Annotated in this window: 12 protein-coding genes; all 12 read left to right on the forward strand. The window is 72.0% G+C overall.

The annotated features are described in order from the left end of the window. Position 1: 1 nt before the first annotated feature. The gene (locus AC5L36_RS36385; protein WP_441223344.1) at positions 2-2,197 is read left to right on the forward strand and encodes a carbon starvation CstA family protein; all 2,196 of its coding nucleotides are present in this window, start codon (positions 2-4) and stop codon (positions 2,195-2,197) included. After that, positions 2,194-2,376, forward strand: coding sequence for a YbdD/YjiX family protein (locus AC5L36_RS36390; RefSeq protein ID WP_441223345.1), 183 nt, complete (start codon positions 2,194-2,196; stop codon positions 2,374-2,376). Before AC5L36_RS36385 ends, AC5L36_RS36390 begins: the two co-directional genes overlap by 4 nt. 893 nt (positions 2,377-3,269) lie before the next feature. Continuing rightward, the gene (locus AC5L36_RS36395) at positions 3,270-4,202 is read left to right on the forward strand and encodes an ABC transporter substrate-binding protein (RefSeq protein ID WP_441223346.1); all 933 of its coding nucleotides are present in this window, start codon (positions 3,270-3,272) and stop codon (positions 4,200-4,202) included. Continuing rightward, positions 4,199-5,257 (forward strand): FecCD family ABC transporter permease, encoded by a 1,059-nt coding sequence (locus tag AC5L36_RS36400; RefSeq protein ID WP_441223347.1) that lies wholly within the window; start codon positions 4,199-4,201, stop codon positions 5,255-5,257. The genes AC5L36_RS36395 and AC5L36_RS36400 overlap by 4 nt, the downstream gene beginning before the upstream one ends. Then, positions 5,254-6,024, forward strand: coding sequence for an ABC transporter ATP-binding protein (locus AC5L36_RS36405; RefSeq protein WP_441223348.1), 771 nt, complete (start codon positions 5,254-5,256; stop codon positions 6,022-6,024). The genes AC5L36_RS36400 and AC5L36_RS36405 overlap by 4 nt, the downstream gene beginning before the upstream one ends. Before the next feature lie 63 nt (positions 6,025-6,087). Further along, entirely contained in the window at positions 6,088-7,425 is a 1,338-nt protein-coding gene (locus AC5L36_RS36410) for a GlnX family signal transduction membrane protein (protein WP_441223349.1), read from the forward strand. After that, positions 7,422-8,399 carry a glutamate ABC transporter substrate-binding protein gene (locus AC5L36_RS36415; RefSeq protein ID WP_441223350.1) on the forward strand — a complete coding sequence of 326 codons (978 nt, stop codon included), beginning with the start codon at positions 7,422-7,424 and terminating at the stop codon, positions 8,397-8,399. The genes AC5L36_RS36410 and AC5L36_RS36415 overlap by 4 nt, the downstream gene beginning before the upstream one ends. Beyond that, the gene (locus tag AC5L36_RS36420; RefSeq protein ID WP_441223351.1) at positions 8,342-9,610 is read left to right on the forward strand and encodes a hypothetical protein; all 1,269 of its coding nucleotides are present in this window, start codon (positions 8,342-8,344) and stop codon (positions 9,608-9,610) included. The genes AC5L36_RS36415 and AC5L36_RS36420 overlap by 58 nt, the downstream gene beginning before the upstream one ends. After that, positions 9,607-11,874 (forward strand): serine/threonine-protein kinase, encoded by a 2,268-nt coding sequence (locus AC5L36_RS36425; RefSeq protein WP_441223352.1) that lies wholly within the window; start codon positions 9,607-9,609, stop codon positions 11,872-11,874. The genes AC5L36_RS36420 and AC5L36_RS36425 overlap by 4 nt, the downstream gene beginning before the upstream one ends. Beyond that, on the forward strand, positions 11,871-12,836 hold the full coding sequence (locus AC5L36_RS36430; RefSeq protein ID WP_441223353.1) for a PP2C family protein-serine/threonine phosphatase: 966 nt from the start codon (positions 11,871-11,873) through the stop codon (positions 12,834-12,836). The genes AC5L36_RS36425 and AC5L36_RS36430 overlap by 4 nt, the downstream gene beginning before the upstream one ends. After that, a complete protein-coding gene (locus AC5L36_RS36435; RefSeq protein ID WP_441223354.1) occupies positions 12,833-14,128 on the forward strand; it encodes a VWA domain-containing protein in 1,296 nt (431 codons plus the stop codon). Before AC5L36_RS36430 ends, AC5L36_RS36435 begins: the two co-directional genes overlap by 4 nt. Continuing rightward, positions 14,128-14,823, forward strand: coding sequence for an FHA domain-containing protein (locus tag AC5L36_RS36440; RefSeq protein WP_441223355.1), 696 nt, complete (start codon positions 14,128-14,130; stop codon positions 14,821-14,823). Before AC5L36_RS36435 ends, AC5L36_RS36440 begins: the two co-directional genes overlap by 1 nt. Positions 14,824-14,876: the final 53 nt, after the last annotated feature.

The raw sequence follows: 14,876 nt of genomic DNA on the forward strand, positions 1-14,876 counted from the left end.
TATGACGACCACCACTCCCGCGAGCCCGCCGAGTTCCCCCGCCCCCGCCCGCCGCCAGCTCAACCCGAGATCGATCGCGATCTGGGGCGCCGTGGCCATCGCCGGCGCGATCGCCTGGGGCGTGCTCGCCCTGTCCCGCGGCGAAGAGATCAACGCGATCTGGCTCGTGGTGGCCGCGATCGCCTCGTACGCGATCGCGTACCGCTTCTACGCCCGCTTCATCGTCCGCAAGGTGCTCAAGGTCGACGACACCCGAGCCACCCCCGCGGAGCGCCTGGACAACAGCATCGACTACCAGCCGACCGACCGCCGGATCCTGGTCGGACACCACTTCGCGGCCATCGCCGGCGCCGGCCCGCTGGTCGGCCCGGTGCTCGCCGCGCAGATGGGCTACCTGCCCGGCACCATGTGGATCATCTTCGGCGTCATCTTCGCCGGCGCCGTACAGGACATGGTGATCCTGTTCTTCTCGATGCGGCGCAACGGCAAGAGCCTGGGCCAGATGGCCCGCGACGAGATCGGCACGGTCGGCGGCATCGCCGCGCTCATCGCCGTCTTCTCCATCATGATCATCCTGCTGGCCGTGCTCGCGCTGGTCGTGGTCAACGCGCTGGCCAAGTCGCCGTGGGGCACCTTCTCCATCGCGATGACCATCCCGATCGCCCTGTTCATGGGCTTCTACCTGCGGACACTGCGTCCGGGCCGGGTCATCGAAACCACCGCGATCGGCGTCGCCCTGCTGCTGCTCGCGATCGTGGCGGGCGGCTGGGTGCAGGAGTCCGGCCTGGCCGACACGTTCACGCTGAGCCCGGAAACCCTCACGATCTGCCTGATCATCTACGGCTTCTTCGCCTCGGTGCTGCCGGTCTGGATGCTGCTGGCCCCACGCGACTACCTGTCCACGTTCATGAAGGTGGGCACGATCGCACTGCTCGCCATCGGCGTGATCATCGCCGCGCCGGCGCTACAGACCGAGGCCGTGACGAAGTTCGCCAGCAGCGGCACCGGCCCGGTCTTCTCGGGCGAACTGTTCCCGTTCGTCTTCATCATCATCGCCTGCGGCGCCCTCTCCGGATTCCACTCGCTGATCTCGTCCGGCACCACGCCCAAGATGATCCAGAAGGAGTCGCAGGTGCGGCTCGTCGGCTACGGCGCGATGCTGATGGAGTCGTTCGTCGCGGTGATGGCCCTGATCGCCGCCTGCATCCTCGAGCCCGGCCTGTACTACGCGATGAACGCACCCGCCGGCCTCCTCGGCTCCACAGTGGAGAGCGCGTCGGCCGCGGTGACCAACCTGGGCTTCACGATCACCCCGCAGGACCTCAGCGCCGCGGCCGCCGAGGTCGAGGAGCAGACGCTCGTCGCCCGCACCGGCGGCGCACCAACCCTCGCCGTGGGCATGTCGGAGATCTTCTCCAGCGTGATCGGTGGCTCGAGCCTGAAGGCGTTCTGGTACCACTTCGCCATCATGTTCGAGGCGCTCTTCATCCTGACCACTGTGGACGCCGGCACCCGCGTCGGCCGGTTCATGCTCCAGGACACGCTCGGCAACATCTGGAAGCCGATCGGCCGAGTCAGCTGGAAGCCGGGCCTGTGGGCCACCAGCGCCGTAGTGGTGCTCGCCTGGGGCTACTTCCTCTACACCGGCGTCACCAACCCGCTCGGCGGCATCAACCAGCTCTTCCCGCTCTTCGGCATCGCCAACCAGCTACTGGCGGCCGTCGCCCTGGCGGTGGCGACCACGATCCTGGTCAAGAGCGGCCGGCTGAAATGGGCCTGGGTGACGGCGATTCCGCTGGCCTGGGACGCCACGGTCACGCTGACCGCGAGCTGGCAGAAGGTCTTCTCCGACCAGCCGGCGATCGGCTTCTTCGCCCAACGCGACCGGTACGCCGACGCCCTGGACCGCGGCGAAGTGCTGGCACCCGCGAAGAACCTCGACGACATGCGGGCGGTGGTGACAAACTCCACGGTGGACGGTGTGCTGTCGGCGCTGTTCGCCATCCTGGTCATCATCGTGATCGCCAACGCCGCCTGGGTCTGCTTCAAGGCGATCCGCGCCCGCGCGCCACTGCCCACGACGGAGGCGCCGTACGTGAAGTCCACCATCGTCGCCCCGGCCGGCCTCTTCGCCACCGCCGAGGAAAAGCGCGAGATGGCGGCGGCGTCGGCCGGCTCCGGGGGTGACCGGACATGAGGCGCGCGCTGGCGGCCGTCCGCTGGTACTTCCGGGAGCTGAGCGGCGAGGCGGAGTACGACCACTACGTCGAACGCCACCGCCGCCTCCACCCGGACCAGCCCCTGATGACCCGCCGCGAGTTCGAACACTGCCGCACCGACCGCCGCGACGAAAACCCCACGGCCAGCTGCTGCTAATGCGGTGACCATGACCATGCCGGGTCCGCCCTCATCGGGGCGGACCCGGCCGATTCCCGAAATGTGACCTACCGCGATGCCCGTCGTGGTCCATGCCGCCGCTCCTGCGGCTTTATCCGCCCGCCGCTGGTCGCACCCAACTCCCGGCCGCGCCCACCCCACTCATTGAGATCCAGAGACCTTTCGGGATCAAGGTCGCCGTCCGTCGTGGCGTTGCCTCGAGGCAGATTTGCCCACGTCCGCGTCAGCGGCGGACCGTATGCTCCCGCGGGCACCGCTCCCGGCCGGCGGCTCGCGGGGCGAGCCGAAATCCCCGGCCGTCCGCTGCCGGCTCCGCGAGACAAGCCCCGAGGGGGTCTTCGCGGCCCTTACCTCCGCCATCCAGACGCACCGTAACCAGCCCAGGGTCGGGACTTCGGTTGCTTTCCGATTGCCGATCCCGGAAAGAGACATTGTGGGACGAACGTCGACCCCGGCCTGGCGCGAGCCACTTCACCCGCCCTGTTTCCTCGGCCGGCTGGGCGCAGGGGTGAGTGTGACCAGCGGCGGACGGGTGAGGCCGCGGGAGCAACGGTCTGGACCACGACGCACATCGCGGTAGCTCAAATCTCTGTCGGCATAAGGGATTCGCGGCACCAGCCGGGCTGGGGGTATGCGACGGGTAACCCCACGTCCACGCTGCGGTAACGTGCAGACGACCGCCCGCAGCGAATCCGGACGACAAACCGGAGCTGTCCCGCAACTGTGATGCCGTACCGGCGCAAACCGGACGGACTAGCCAGGTCGCCTGCGGACGGTCGCGAACAAGCGCTCTCGAGGAAGGGCGCCTCGCGGACGGAGCGGACGACCCCTCCAGTCGGCGAAGCACCAGATCCTCGACCGACAGGAGGACCATGAGAAGACAGGTCACAGCGGCCGCGATAGCGGCTGCCGCGGCGATCGCGATGAGCGGGTGCGCCAGCGACGACAACGCCGACCCCGGCTCGGGCGCCACCAGCGCACCGGCCGCCGCCTACCCGGTCACCGTGGGCACGATCACGCTCGACAAGCGGCCCGAGAAGATCGTGTCGCTGTCGCCGAGCGCGACCGAGATGCTCTTCGCCATCGGCGCGGGGTCGCAGGTCACCGCCGCCGACGACAACTCGAACTACCCACCTGAGGCGCCCAAGTCGGAGCTGTCCGGCTTCCAGCCCAACGCGGAGGCCATCGCCGCGAAGTCGCCGGATCTTGTCGTGCTCTCCAACGACACCAACAAGGTGGTCGACCAGCTCACCACGCTGAAGATCCCGGTGTACCTGGCGGCGAGCGCGGTCACGCTGGACGACACGTACAAGCAGCTCGACGACCTCGGCGCGCTCACCGGGCACGCCACCGAGGCGGCCTCCACCGTGCAGCGGATGAAGGAGGACATCGCCAAGCTGGTCAAGGACGTGCCGCAGCGGGCGACCAAGCTCACCTACTACTACGAGCTCGACCCCACGCTGTACTCGGTGACGAGCAAGACGTTCATCGGTGCGCTTTTCGCCCAGGCCGGCCTGGAAAACGTGGCCGACGCCGCCGACGCGGACGGCAAGAAGGGCGGCTACCCGCAGCTCTCGGCCGAGGCCCTGGTCAAGTCCGACCCGGATCTGATCTTCCTGGCCGATACCAAGTGCTGTAAGCAGTCGCTGGAGACGGTGAAGGCGCGCACCGGGTGGGCGAACATCACCGCGGTGAAGAACGGCAACGTGATCGAGCTCGACGACGACATCGCCTCCCGCTGGGGTCCGCGGGTCGTCGACCTCGTGCGGGTCATCACGGAAGCGGTAGCCAAGGTCCCCGCGTGACGAACGCCAGATCAAGGGCCGGCTGGATCGTCGCGGGCGTCCTCTCCGTCGTCGTCGCGGCGCTGGCCGGCCTGGCGTTCGGCCCGGTCAACCTGCCACCGGGCAGCGTGGCCGCCGAAGTGCTCAACCTCGTCCCGGGCGTACACATCCACAGCGGCCTGGACGAGCGCGAGATCGCCATCATCACCGAGATCCGGCTGCCCCGCGTCGTGCTCGCGCTGCTGGTCGGCGCGATGCTCGCGCTCGCCGGCGGCTGCTACCAGGGCGTCTTCCGCAACCCGCTGGCCGACCCGCACCTGCTCGGCGTCGCGGCCGGCGCCGGCCTGGCGGTGACCGCGGTCATCGCGTTCCGGATCGGCACCGGCTCAGCGGGCGGCGACGTCACCTCCGGCCTGCCGCTCACCACGCCGGTGGCCGCGTTCGTCGGCGCGGTGGGCGCGGTCGCGCTCACGTACCTGCTCGGCGTCTCCGGTGGCCGGGACCGCTCGCCGGCCACGCTGATCCTCGCCGGGGTGGCGGTCTCCGCATTCCTCGCCGCCGGCCAGACGTACCTGATGCAGCGCAACGTCGACGCCATCCGCGAGGTGTACTCCTGGCTGCTGGGGCGGCTGGCCACCGCGGGTTGGCACGACGTGCTGGTCATCCTCCCGTACGCGGTGGTGACCGGCGCCGTCCTGCTGCTCTTCCGCCGCGAGCTCGACGTGCTGTCCGTCGGTGACGACGAGGCGAGCAGCCTGGGCCTGCATCCGCAGCGCTCGCGCTACATCCTGCTCGCCGCCGCCAGCCTCGGCACTGCCGCGGCCGTGTCCGTGTCCGGCCTGATCGGGTTCGTGGGCATCATCGTGCCGCACACCGTGCGGTTGCTGGCCGGTGCCAGCTACCGCGTGATCCTGCCACTGTCGGTGCTCTTCGGGGCCGCGTTCCTGGCCCTCACCGACCTCGTCGCGCGCACGGTCGCCAGCCCGGCCGAGATCCCGATCGGCGTGGTCACCGCCTTCTTCGGCGCACCCTTCTTCGTGCTGGTGCTGCGCACCACGAAGCGGGTCACACTATGAACGCCGCGCTGGACGCGCTCGACGTGCGGGTCACCCTGGGCGGCGCACGGATCCTCGACGGCGTCGACCTCACGGTCGCCACCGGCGAGTGGGTCGCGGTCATCGGACCGAACGGCGCCGGCAAGTCGACGTTGTTGCGCGCCGTCGGCGGCCTCCTCCCCGCCGCCGGTGCCATCTCCATTTTTGGTACGCCCACCGAGCGCCTGTCCCGGCGGCAGCGCGCCCGGCTCGTGGCGACGGTCGCGCAGTCACCGGTCGTGCCGGCCGGCATGGCCGTCTTCGACTACGTGCTGCTCGGCCGCACTCCGCACATCCCGCCGCTGGGCCGGGAGTCCACCGCCGACCTGGCCGCCGCCGGCGAGGTGCTGGCCCGGCTCGACCTGCACCGCTTCGCCGACCGCCAGCTGGCCACGCTCTCCGGCGGCGAGCGCCAGCGGGTGTTTCTGGCCCGCGCGCTCGCCCAGGGCGCCCCGCTGCTGCTGCTCGACGAGCCGACCACCGCGCTCGACATCGGCCACCAGCAGGAGGTGCTCGACCTCGTCGACGAGCTGCGCCAGGACCGCGGTCTGACCGTGCTCGCCACCATGCACGACCTCTCCATCGCCGGCGAGTACGCCGACCGTATGGTGCTCCTCGCGAACGGCCGCGTGGCCGCGAGCGGCACCGCCCGCGAGGTGCTGACCGAGGAGCTGCTGGCGACCCACTACGGCGCCCGCGTACGGGTCATCGACGGCGATCACGGTCCCCTGGTGGTGCCCGTCCGCTAGGGCGCATGACAGGGGTGTCGGGCCTTGATGCGGTTGGCTACCTTGATCCCCGAGGTGGTGACGGTGACGACTCTCGTACGTGAACCGGAAACCCGGGCTCCCGCCGCCGCACCCGCGGCCCGGTTGCGCAGGCGGGCGGCAGGACAATTCCGCGGCACCCCGGGCCGGCTCGTGCTCGCCACGGTGGCACTCGTCGTGCTGGGCCTCGCCACCGGCGTCGCCGGCGTCGTGGGTGTGCGCCAGCGGGCCGGCCTCGTCGACGGCGCCGTGGCACAGAGCGGCGAGCTGGCCGTCGCGGCACAGCGGCTCTACCGCGCGCTCTCCGACGCCGACGCGACAGCCGCGAGCGCGTTCCTGACCGGTGGCGTGGAGCCGGTGGCCCTGCGCGAGCGCTACCAGGCCGACATCGCCGACGCGGCGGCCGCGCTCGCGATCGTCTCCGGCGGTGGCGCCGGCGGCGAGGAGGGTGCCGGCGCGGTTGCCCGGATCGCCGCGCAGCTGCCGGTCTACACCGGCCTGGTGGAGACCGCCCGGGTCTACAACCGCCAAGGCGTGCCGGTGGGCGGTGCGTACCTGCGCGAGGCCTCCGGCGTGATGCGCGAGCGCCTGCTGCCCGCCGCACAGGCGCTCTACAAGGCGGTCTCGGACGACCTCGACGAGGCGCGCGGCGACGCGGGCGCCTTCCCGTGGTTCGCGGTGGCGCTCGGCCTGCTGACGATCGCCGCGCTCGTGGTGGTCCAGCGCTACCTGACCCGGCGCACCAACAGGGTGTTCAACGTGGGGCTCGTCGTGGCCACCGTCGCCGCCGTGGCCGTGCTGCTCTGGCTGGGCGTATCCGCGCTGGTGACCGCCGGGCGGCTGGAGGCCAGTCAGGACCGCGGCTCGGAGGAGGTGGCCCGGCTCGCCGACGCCCGGATCGCCGCCCTCCAGGCCCGTGCCGACGAGTCGCTGACGCTCGTCGCGCGCGGCAACGGCAAGGTCTTCGAAGACGACTACGACAAGATGATGGACCGGCTCGCCGGTGACAAGCGCGACGGCGGTCTGCTGGTCGCGGGCGACGCCGACGGGCCCACGCGCGAATTCCTCGCGGCCGCGCTCAACGAGGCGAGAAACTGGGACTCGGCACACGGCAAGGTGCGCCAGCTCGACAACGACGGCCAGTACGACCAGGCGGTCACCTCGTCGGTGGGCACCGACCAAAACAGCACCGCCACCATCGCCAACCGGCTCGACGAAAACCTGTCCAAGGCGATCGACCACAACAGCGAGGTGTTCCGGGAAGAGGTGCGCGGCGCCGGCGGCTCGCTCTCCGGAGCCGACATCGGGGTCGGGTTCCTGGCCGCGCTGCTGGTGTTCGGCGCGGCGGCCGGCATCCAGCGGCGGCTGGCGGAATACCGATGAAAAAGCCCTTCGCCGCCGCGGTGGCCGCGCTGGCCGCGTTGGTGCTGGCCGGGTGTGGTGGCTCGGACAGCCCGCCGCCGGGTCCCGATCCGGCCCAGCCGGCCCGCCCCGTGGGCGTGCAGGATCCCGCGGTGCTGCCCACCACCAGTGCGGCGCCGACCGGCTCGTGCGACCCGCGGGCCAGTTACCGCCCCGCCGGCACGCTCCCCGCGCCCGGCCGGATGCCGTCCGGCTCGACGATGGCGCGCATCCAGCAGTCGGGCCGGCTCGTCGTCGGCGTCGACCAAAACAACTTCCGCTTCGGCTACCGCGACCCCAAGACCGGCAACCTCGTCGGCTTCGAGATCGACCTGGCCCGCGAGCTCTCCCGGGCCATCTTCGGCAGTCCCGACAAGGTGCTCTTCCGGGCCATCACCACGGCCGACCGGATCCCGGCGATCAACGAGGGGCGGGTCGACATCGTCATCCGCAGCATGACGATGAACTGCGACAGGTGGGAGCAGATCACCTTCTCCACCGAGTACTTCTCCGCGGGGCAGGCCATCATGGTCGCCCGTGATTCGCCGATCAAGGGGATCAAGGACCTCGCCGGCAAGAAGGTCTGCGCGGCCACCGGCAGCACCTCGATCCGCAACATCGCCGCCAAGGCGCCGGAGGCGAAGCCGGTGTCGGCCAGCGACGCGCTCGACTGCCTCGTGCTGCTCCAGCAGCTTCAGGTCGACGCGGTCTCCACCGACGACGCGATCCTGGCCGGCTTCGCCGAGCAGGACAAGGGCACCAAGATCTTGCCGGAGCGGTTCACCGAGGAGCCGTACGGCATGGCGATGAAGAAGGAGTCCGTCGACCTGGCGCGGTTCGTCAACGGCGTGCTGGAGCGGATCCGCTCCGACGGCACCTGGACCCGCCTGTACGACCGGTGGCTCTCCTCGCTCGGCGCCACCCCGCAGCCACCCGCACCGCGCTACAAGGGCTGACCGTGTCGACGCCGCCGCCGATGATGAGCCGCGACGAGGTCGATCGGGCCATCGTCGGGCTTGTCGCGGCGTACGACCGGATCTCCGCGGCGATGTTCGAGATGGACGCGCACCCGGCGCTCGTCCTGCTGCGCGGCGGCGGGCTGCGCGGGCGTACGGCGGATGTGGCGACCGAGGTGCTCGGGGCGGTCGAGGTGCTCTGGTCGCAGTTCGCCGCGCTGGGCGCCCACCTCGACCGCGCGAAGACGGTACGTGCCGAGCGTTCCCGGCCCGGCGAAGGCGAGCTGCGCCTGCTCACCTCGGTGCTGCGCCAGCCGATCGTGGGGCTGAGCGCCTCCGGCATCGTGCTCGACACCCTCGCCGGCGGCACACCGGCCTCGTGGCAGACCGTCCCCGGGCTCGCCGACGACCTGGAGACCGTGGCCGCCGAGGTCGTGCACGCGCTTGGCGAGGTCGAGGCGGCCACCACCCGGGTCGCCACGCTGTACGGGCAGCCGACCAGGGCATTGGAGAAGGCGACCGCCGACGCGACGAACCTTGGCGGTGACGCGCTCAAGGGGTCCGATGTGGACGGACTCGCGCGCAGGCTCGCCGACGCGCACGCCGAAGCGCTCAAAGACCCGATCGGCGCGAAAGCGCCACCGACCGGGCTGGTGTCCGAGATCGAGGCGCTGACCACACGGATCGCCGGCTTGGCGGCACTGCGCGGCGCGTACCCGGAAAAGATCCGGAGCCTGACCACCGCGGTCGACGAGGTGGCCGCGGCGGAGGCGGAGGCGCGCAGGGTCGGCGACCTCGCGGCGACGAAGATCGCCAACGCCGGCCTGCCGGCGGTGCCCGACGCGGTGGGTGGGCTGCGCGCACACATCGCGCAGCTCGGGCAGCTGCACCGCGAGGGGCGGTGGCTGCGCCTGGCCGACGAGCTGTCCATTGTGGAACGCTCGGTGGCGCAGGCGAAGGAGCGGGCGGCCCACCTCTTCGAGGCGGCCGACGGGCTGCTGGAGCGCCGCACCGAGCTGCGCGGCCGGCTCGACGCCTACCGCGCGCGGGCCGGCCGGATGGGGCTCGTCGAGCACGAGGAGCTCGCCGCCCTGCACCGCGCCGCACAGGATCTGCTCTACACAAGCCCTTGCGACCTGCCCGCCGCCACCCGCGCGGTGGTCGCCTACCAGCGTTACCTCAACCAGCTCACGGAGAGGGGCAACCCATGAGGTGTGTCCGGCCCGGCTGCTCCGGCACGTACGGCGCCGAGGGCTACTGCGACGAGTGCGGGCGGCGCGCGCCCGCCGGCGCGGTGCCGGCACAGCCCAAGGCGCCGTCGACGGTGTCGCCGGTCAGCGTCGCCACGTCGGCCGGCTCGGTGCCGACCACCACCGGGCGGGGCTCGACGCGCGGCTCCGGCCGCAGCCGCGGCGCCTCGCGCGGCGGGCTCGGCGCCGGCCTCATCGAGCTGCCCCGGGTGCCGCTGCGCGACCCGGCGACGGCCGTCATGCGCGACCCCAAGGTCTCCGAGTCACGCCGCTTTTGCAGCAAGTGCGAGGAGCCGGTCGGCCGCGGGCGCGACGGCAAGCCGGGCCGGAGCGAGGGCTTCTGCCCCAACTGCGGCACGCCGTTCTCGTTCGTTCCCCGGCTGTCGCAGGGCGACCTCGTCAACGACCGGTACGAGGTGCTCGGCGCGCTCGCGTACGGCGGGCTCGGCTGGATCTACCTGGCCCGCGACCGCAACCTCGCCGACTCGGCCACCGAACGCTGGGTCGTCCTCAAAGGACTGATCAACACCGCCGACGCGGACGCGATGGCAGCGGCGGTGACCGAGCGGCGATACCTGGTGGAGATCGACCACCCGAGCATCGTGAAGATCCACGACTTCGTGCAGCACCCCGACCCGAAGACCGGCGTGCCGGTGGGCTACATCGTCATGGAGTACGTGGGCGGCCAGTCGCTGCGCGATCTGCTGATGGCTCGCCGCGCCGAGGGCCAGCGGGTGCTGCCGCTCGCCGAGGTGCTGGCCTACGGCGCCGAGGTGCTTCCCGCCTTCGGTTACCTGCACGGGCGCGACCTGATCTACTGCGACTTCAAGCCCGACAACGTGATCCACGCCGAGGAGCAGCTCAAGCTCATCGACCTCGGTGCGGTGCGCCGCGCCGACGACGACGTGAGCGCGGTCTACGGCACGCCCGGATACCAGGCGCCCGAGGTGGAGCAGGTGGGTCCGTCGGTGGCCGGCGACATCTACACCGTCGGGCGGTCGCTGGCGGTGCTGAGCTTCGAGTTCCGCGGCTTCTCCACCACGTACGCGAAGAAGCTGCCGGACCGTGCCGACGTGCCGCTGTTCCAGCAGGAGGAGTCGTACCACCGGTTGCTGCTCCGTGCCACGCACATCGACCCGGCCCGGCGCTTCCAGACCGCGGCCGACATGAGCGAGCAGCTGCTCGGCGTGCTCCGCGAGGTGCTCTCGGCCGCCGACGGGCTGCCGCGGTCGGTGGTGTCGCGGCAGTTCACCCCCGAGCGGCGGGCCTTCGGCACCGCGGCGGGCGAGGTGACCCCCGAGTCGGTGCCGGCCGACCTCCTGCCGTCGGGAGTGGCCGCCGCGCTGCCGCTGCCCCAGGTCGACGTGCTCGACCCGGGCGCCGGCTTCCTCGCCACGCTCAGCAGCACCGACCCGGCCGAGCTGGTGCGGCAGCTGGAGTCGCCGCCCGTGCAGAGCACCGAGGTCGCGCTGCGCCTGGTCCGCGCCCGCATCGAGGCAGGCGACCTGGACGGAGCGGTGAACGGGCTGGACGTGCTGTCCGTCACGGACCCGTTCGACTGGCGGATCGACTGGTACCGGGGCATCGCCGCGATGGCCGCCGGCAAGGCCGGTGAGGCGCGGGTGGCGTTCGACGCCGTGTACGGGGACCTGCCCGGCGAGCCCGCCGCCCGCCTCGCGCTCGCCGCCGCGGTGGAGTGCACCGGCGACAAGGAGGCGGCCCAGCGGCTGTACGACCGGGTGTGGCGGATGGACCGGGGGTTCATCAGCGCCGCGTTCGGGCTGGCCCGCATCATGCTTGCCGCCGGCGACCGGAGCGGTGCGCTGGCCGTGCTCGACCAGGTGCCAGACAGCTCCAGCCACCACGTGACCGCGCAGGTCGCCGCCGTGCGGGCCAGCCTGCACGCGGGCGGGCCGCTCGCGCACGCCGACGACCTGCTGCGCGCGTCGGGCCGGCTGGAGCGGCTTGGGCTCGACGTGGAGCGGCAGGCCCGGCTGACCGTGGAGATGCTGGAGGCCGCGCTCGCCTGGCTCACCGCGGCCAACCTGCCGGCACACCGGCTGCCGGCCGGGGCGAAGGTGCTCGGCCACGAGCTCTCCGAACGGGGCCTGCGGTTCGGGCTGGAGCGGGCATACCGCACGATGGCCCAGATCGCCCGCGACCCGGATACGAAGATCGCGCTCGTCGACCGGGCCAACGCCGTACGCCCCCGGACGCTCGTATGAGGGTCTGTCCGGAGCACGGCCCGCCGAGTTCGCCGGAACACAAGTTCTGCGAGGTGTGCGGCCGCAACCTCGTCACCGGTGAGACGCTGCCGGTGCTTACGGTGTCGCTCTCCTCTCGCGCCGGCCTGGCGTGCACCGGGTGCGGTGAGTCCGGCACCGAGCCCTACTGCGACAACTGCGGGCGCCGGCGCTCCGCCGGGCGCGACCACGCGGAGCTGGACCTGAGCGCGGTCGCGGCGGTGACCGACCGGGGCCGGCGCCGCCCGCGCAACGAAGACGCCGTGGTGATCGCCCGATACGACGGCGGCCTGGTGTCGATCGTCTGCGACGGCGTCTCCACCTCGACCCGCTCCGACGCGGCCTCGCACGGCGCCGCCGAGGCGGGCGTGGCCGCGCTCCTCGACGCGCTCACCACCGGGGCCGACCCCGCCGAGGCGACCGCGCTGGGCGCCCGCGCCGCCGCGAAGGCCGCCCGCGCCGCCGCCGTACCCGACGAGAGCGACACCCCGCCCAGCTGCACGTACGTCTCCGGCATCGTCACGGCGGACGCGGTGACGGTGGGCTGGATCGGCGACAGCCGGGCGTACTGGCTCGGCGCCGACCCCGCCTGCCTCACCATCGACGACTCGATCGCCGGGCAGCTCGCCGCCGGCCGCCCCGCACCGGCCACAGTGGACGCCGATCCCACCTCGCGGGCGCTGATCCGCTGGCTGGGCGCCGACTCCGACGACGCCGAGCCGCAGGTGGTCTCGCTCCAGCCGGGCGGGGAGGGGCGGCTGCTGCTCTGCTCCGACGGCCTGCACCACTACCTGTCCGACCCCGCCGAGCTCACCGCCGCGGCCACCGGCACCCCCATCGAGGTGGCCCGCCACCTCACCACCGTGGCCCTCGAGGGCGGCGGCCACGACAACATCGCCGTCGCCATACTGTCGTTCCCCGCTGTAGGAGGCTCCTCCGCATGACCGCGCAGTTCACGGCCGAGGTCGACCAGAACGAGTACCTGCCCGAAGGCGGCCGCGTCGTCGACGCGATCGTCACGGTGACCGCGCAGGGCGGCGACCTGCGCACCGCATCCCCGGCGCTGAGTGCCGCGCAGGTCATCATGGTCGACACGTCGGGCTCGATGGCGATGCCCGGCACGAAGATCGCGGAGGCAAAGAAGGCCACCGCCGTCGCGATCGACACGCTCCGCGACGGCGTGGCGTTCGCCGTCGTCGCCGGCACCGCGGGCGCCCACATGATCTACCCGGGTGACACCCGCATGGTGCCGGCCAACGCGCAGACCCGGGCCGAGGCCAAGGCCGCCGTCTCCCGCCTGCGTGCCGACGGTGGCACCGCCATCGGGCGCTGGCTCGACCTGGCCAACTTCCTCTTCGCCGGCCAGCAGGCCGAGGTAAAGCACGCCATCCTGCTGACCGACGGGCAAAACCAGCACGAGACGCCGCAGGACTTCCAGAAGGTGCTGGACGCCTGCGAGGGCAAGTTCATCTGCGACAGCCGCGGCGTCGGCACCGACTGGGTGGCGACGGAGCTGCGTAAGGTCGCCTCCACCCTGCTGGGCACGGCCGACGGCCTCGAAGACCCGTCCGAGCTGCCCGCCGCGTTCCGCGCGATGACCGAGGCGGCGATGGGCAAGTCGGTGGCGGACGTCTCGCTCCGCGTCTGGACCCCAGCCGGCTCGACGATCCGGTTCGTCAAGCAGGTGTACCCGCAGGTCGAAGAGCTGACCGGCCGCCGCGTCGAAGTCAGCGCCCGCATCGGCGACTACCCGACCGGGGCCTGGGGCGCGGAGAGCCGCGACTACCACATCTCCGTCGAGGTCGAGCCCGACGCGGTCGGCGAAGAGGTGCTCGCCGCCCGGTTCAGCCTGGTCAGCGGTGGCCAGGTGCTGACCGAAAAGCTCGTGCTCGCCCGCTGGACCGACGACACCGCGCTCTCCACGAAAATCAACCCGCAGGTCGCCCACTACACCGGCCAGGCCGAGCTCGCCGAGGTCATCCAGGACGGTCTCAAGGCCCGCGACCAGGGCGACATCGAGACCGCGACGGCCAAGCTGGGCCGGGCGGTGCAGCTCGCCAACGAGTCCGGCCACGAAGGCACGGCCAAGCTGCTCGCCCGCGTGGTCGACGTGGTGGACGCACCCACCGGCACGGTACGGCTGAAGAAGCAGGTGGCCGGCGTGGACGCCGAGCTGACCAACGTCCGCAGCACCAAGACGGTCCGCGTGAAGAAGAAGCAGCCGGAGGAGGGCTGATGGCCACCTGCCCCAAGGGCCACGAGTCGGCGACGCTCGACTACTGCGAGGTGTGCGGCGCCCGCATGGGCGCGGCGCCCGCCGCTGCCGCTCCTTCGCCGGCGCCCGCCGCTGCTCCTCCTCCCGCCCCGGATGCCGTGCTGTGCCCCGTGTGTGGCACTCCCAAGACCGGCCGCTTCTGCGAGGAGGACGGGTACGACTTTCTGCTCGCCCCGCCGGTGTCCACTCCCGCGGCCCCGTCGCCGGCCGCGGAGGCTCCGGTTGCCCCGCCCGCTCCGCCAGCCCCCGCCGCGTCCTGGGAGGTCGTGGTCCGCGCGGACGCGGCCTACTTCGAGGTGGTCAAGGCCATGGGCGGCGAAGACGCCGGCGGGCTGGCCATGCCCCGCTTCGTGGCCGAACGCCGCTTCCCGCTGACCGGCCAGCAGATGGTCATCGGCCGCCGCAGCCGCTCGCGCGGGGTCAGCCCGGACATCGACCTCGTCGGCCCACCCGAGGACCCGGGCGTCTCGCACGTACACGCGCTGCTGGTGCCCCAGGAGTCCGGGTGGGCGGTGGTCGACATGGAGTCCGCGAACGGCACGTACCTGAACGACCCGAACTCCAACCCGCTCGACCCCAACGTGGCGGTGGCCCTGAAGGACGGCGACGTGGTGTACCTGGGCGCCTGGACCGCGCTGACCATCCAGTCGACCTGACGGCGGTGCTTGGACGAGAGTAGGCCCCGGGCGCGTGCCCGGGGCCTACTCCT

The organism is Phytohabitans sp. LZ39, from assembly GCF_059359075.1.

Excerpts from the sequence above, each read along its gene's own strand:
- AC5L36_RS36385 (WP_441223344.1), top strand. The coding sequence starts at position 2 with ATGACGACCACCACTCCCGCGAGCCCGCCGAGTTCCCCCGCCCCCGCC.
- AC5L36_RS36395 (WP_441223346.1), top strand. The coding sequence starts at position 3,270 with ATGAGAAGACAGGTCACAGCGGCCGCGATAGCGGCTGCCGCGGCGATC.
- AC5L36_RS36435 (WP_441223354.1), top strand. The coding sequence starts at position 12,833 with ATGACCGCGCAGTTCACGGCCGAGGTCGACCAGAACGAGTACCTGCCC.
- AC5L36_RS36405 (WP_441223348.1), top strand. The coding sequence starts at position 5,254 with ATGAACGCCGCGCTGGACGCGCTCGACGTGCGGGTCACCCTGGGCGGC.
- AC5L36_RS36425 (WP_441223352.1), top strand. The coding sequence starts at position 9,607 with ATGAGGTGTGTCCGGCCCGGCTGCTCCGGCACGTACGGCGCCGAGGGC.
- AC5L36_RS36430 (WP_441223353.1), top strand. The coding sequence starts at position 11,871 with ATGAGGGTCTGTCCGGAGCACGGCCCGCCGAGTTCGCCGGAACACAAG.
- AC5L36_RS36415 (WP_441223350.1), top strand. The coding sequence starts at position 7,422 with ATGAAAAAGCCCTTCGCCGCCGCGGTGGCCGCGCTGGCCGCGTTGGTG.
- AC5L36_RS36440 (WP_441223355.1), top strand. The coding sequence starts at position 14,128 with ATGGCCACCTGCCCCAAGGGCCACGAGTCGGCGACGCTCGACTACTGC.
- AC5L36_RS36390 (WP_441223345.1), top strand. The coding sequence starts at position 2,194 with ATGAGGCGCGCGCTGGCGGCCGTCCGCTGGTACTTCCGGGAGCTGAGC.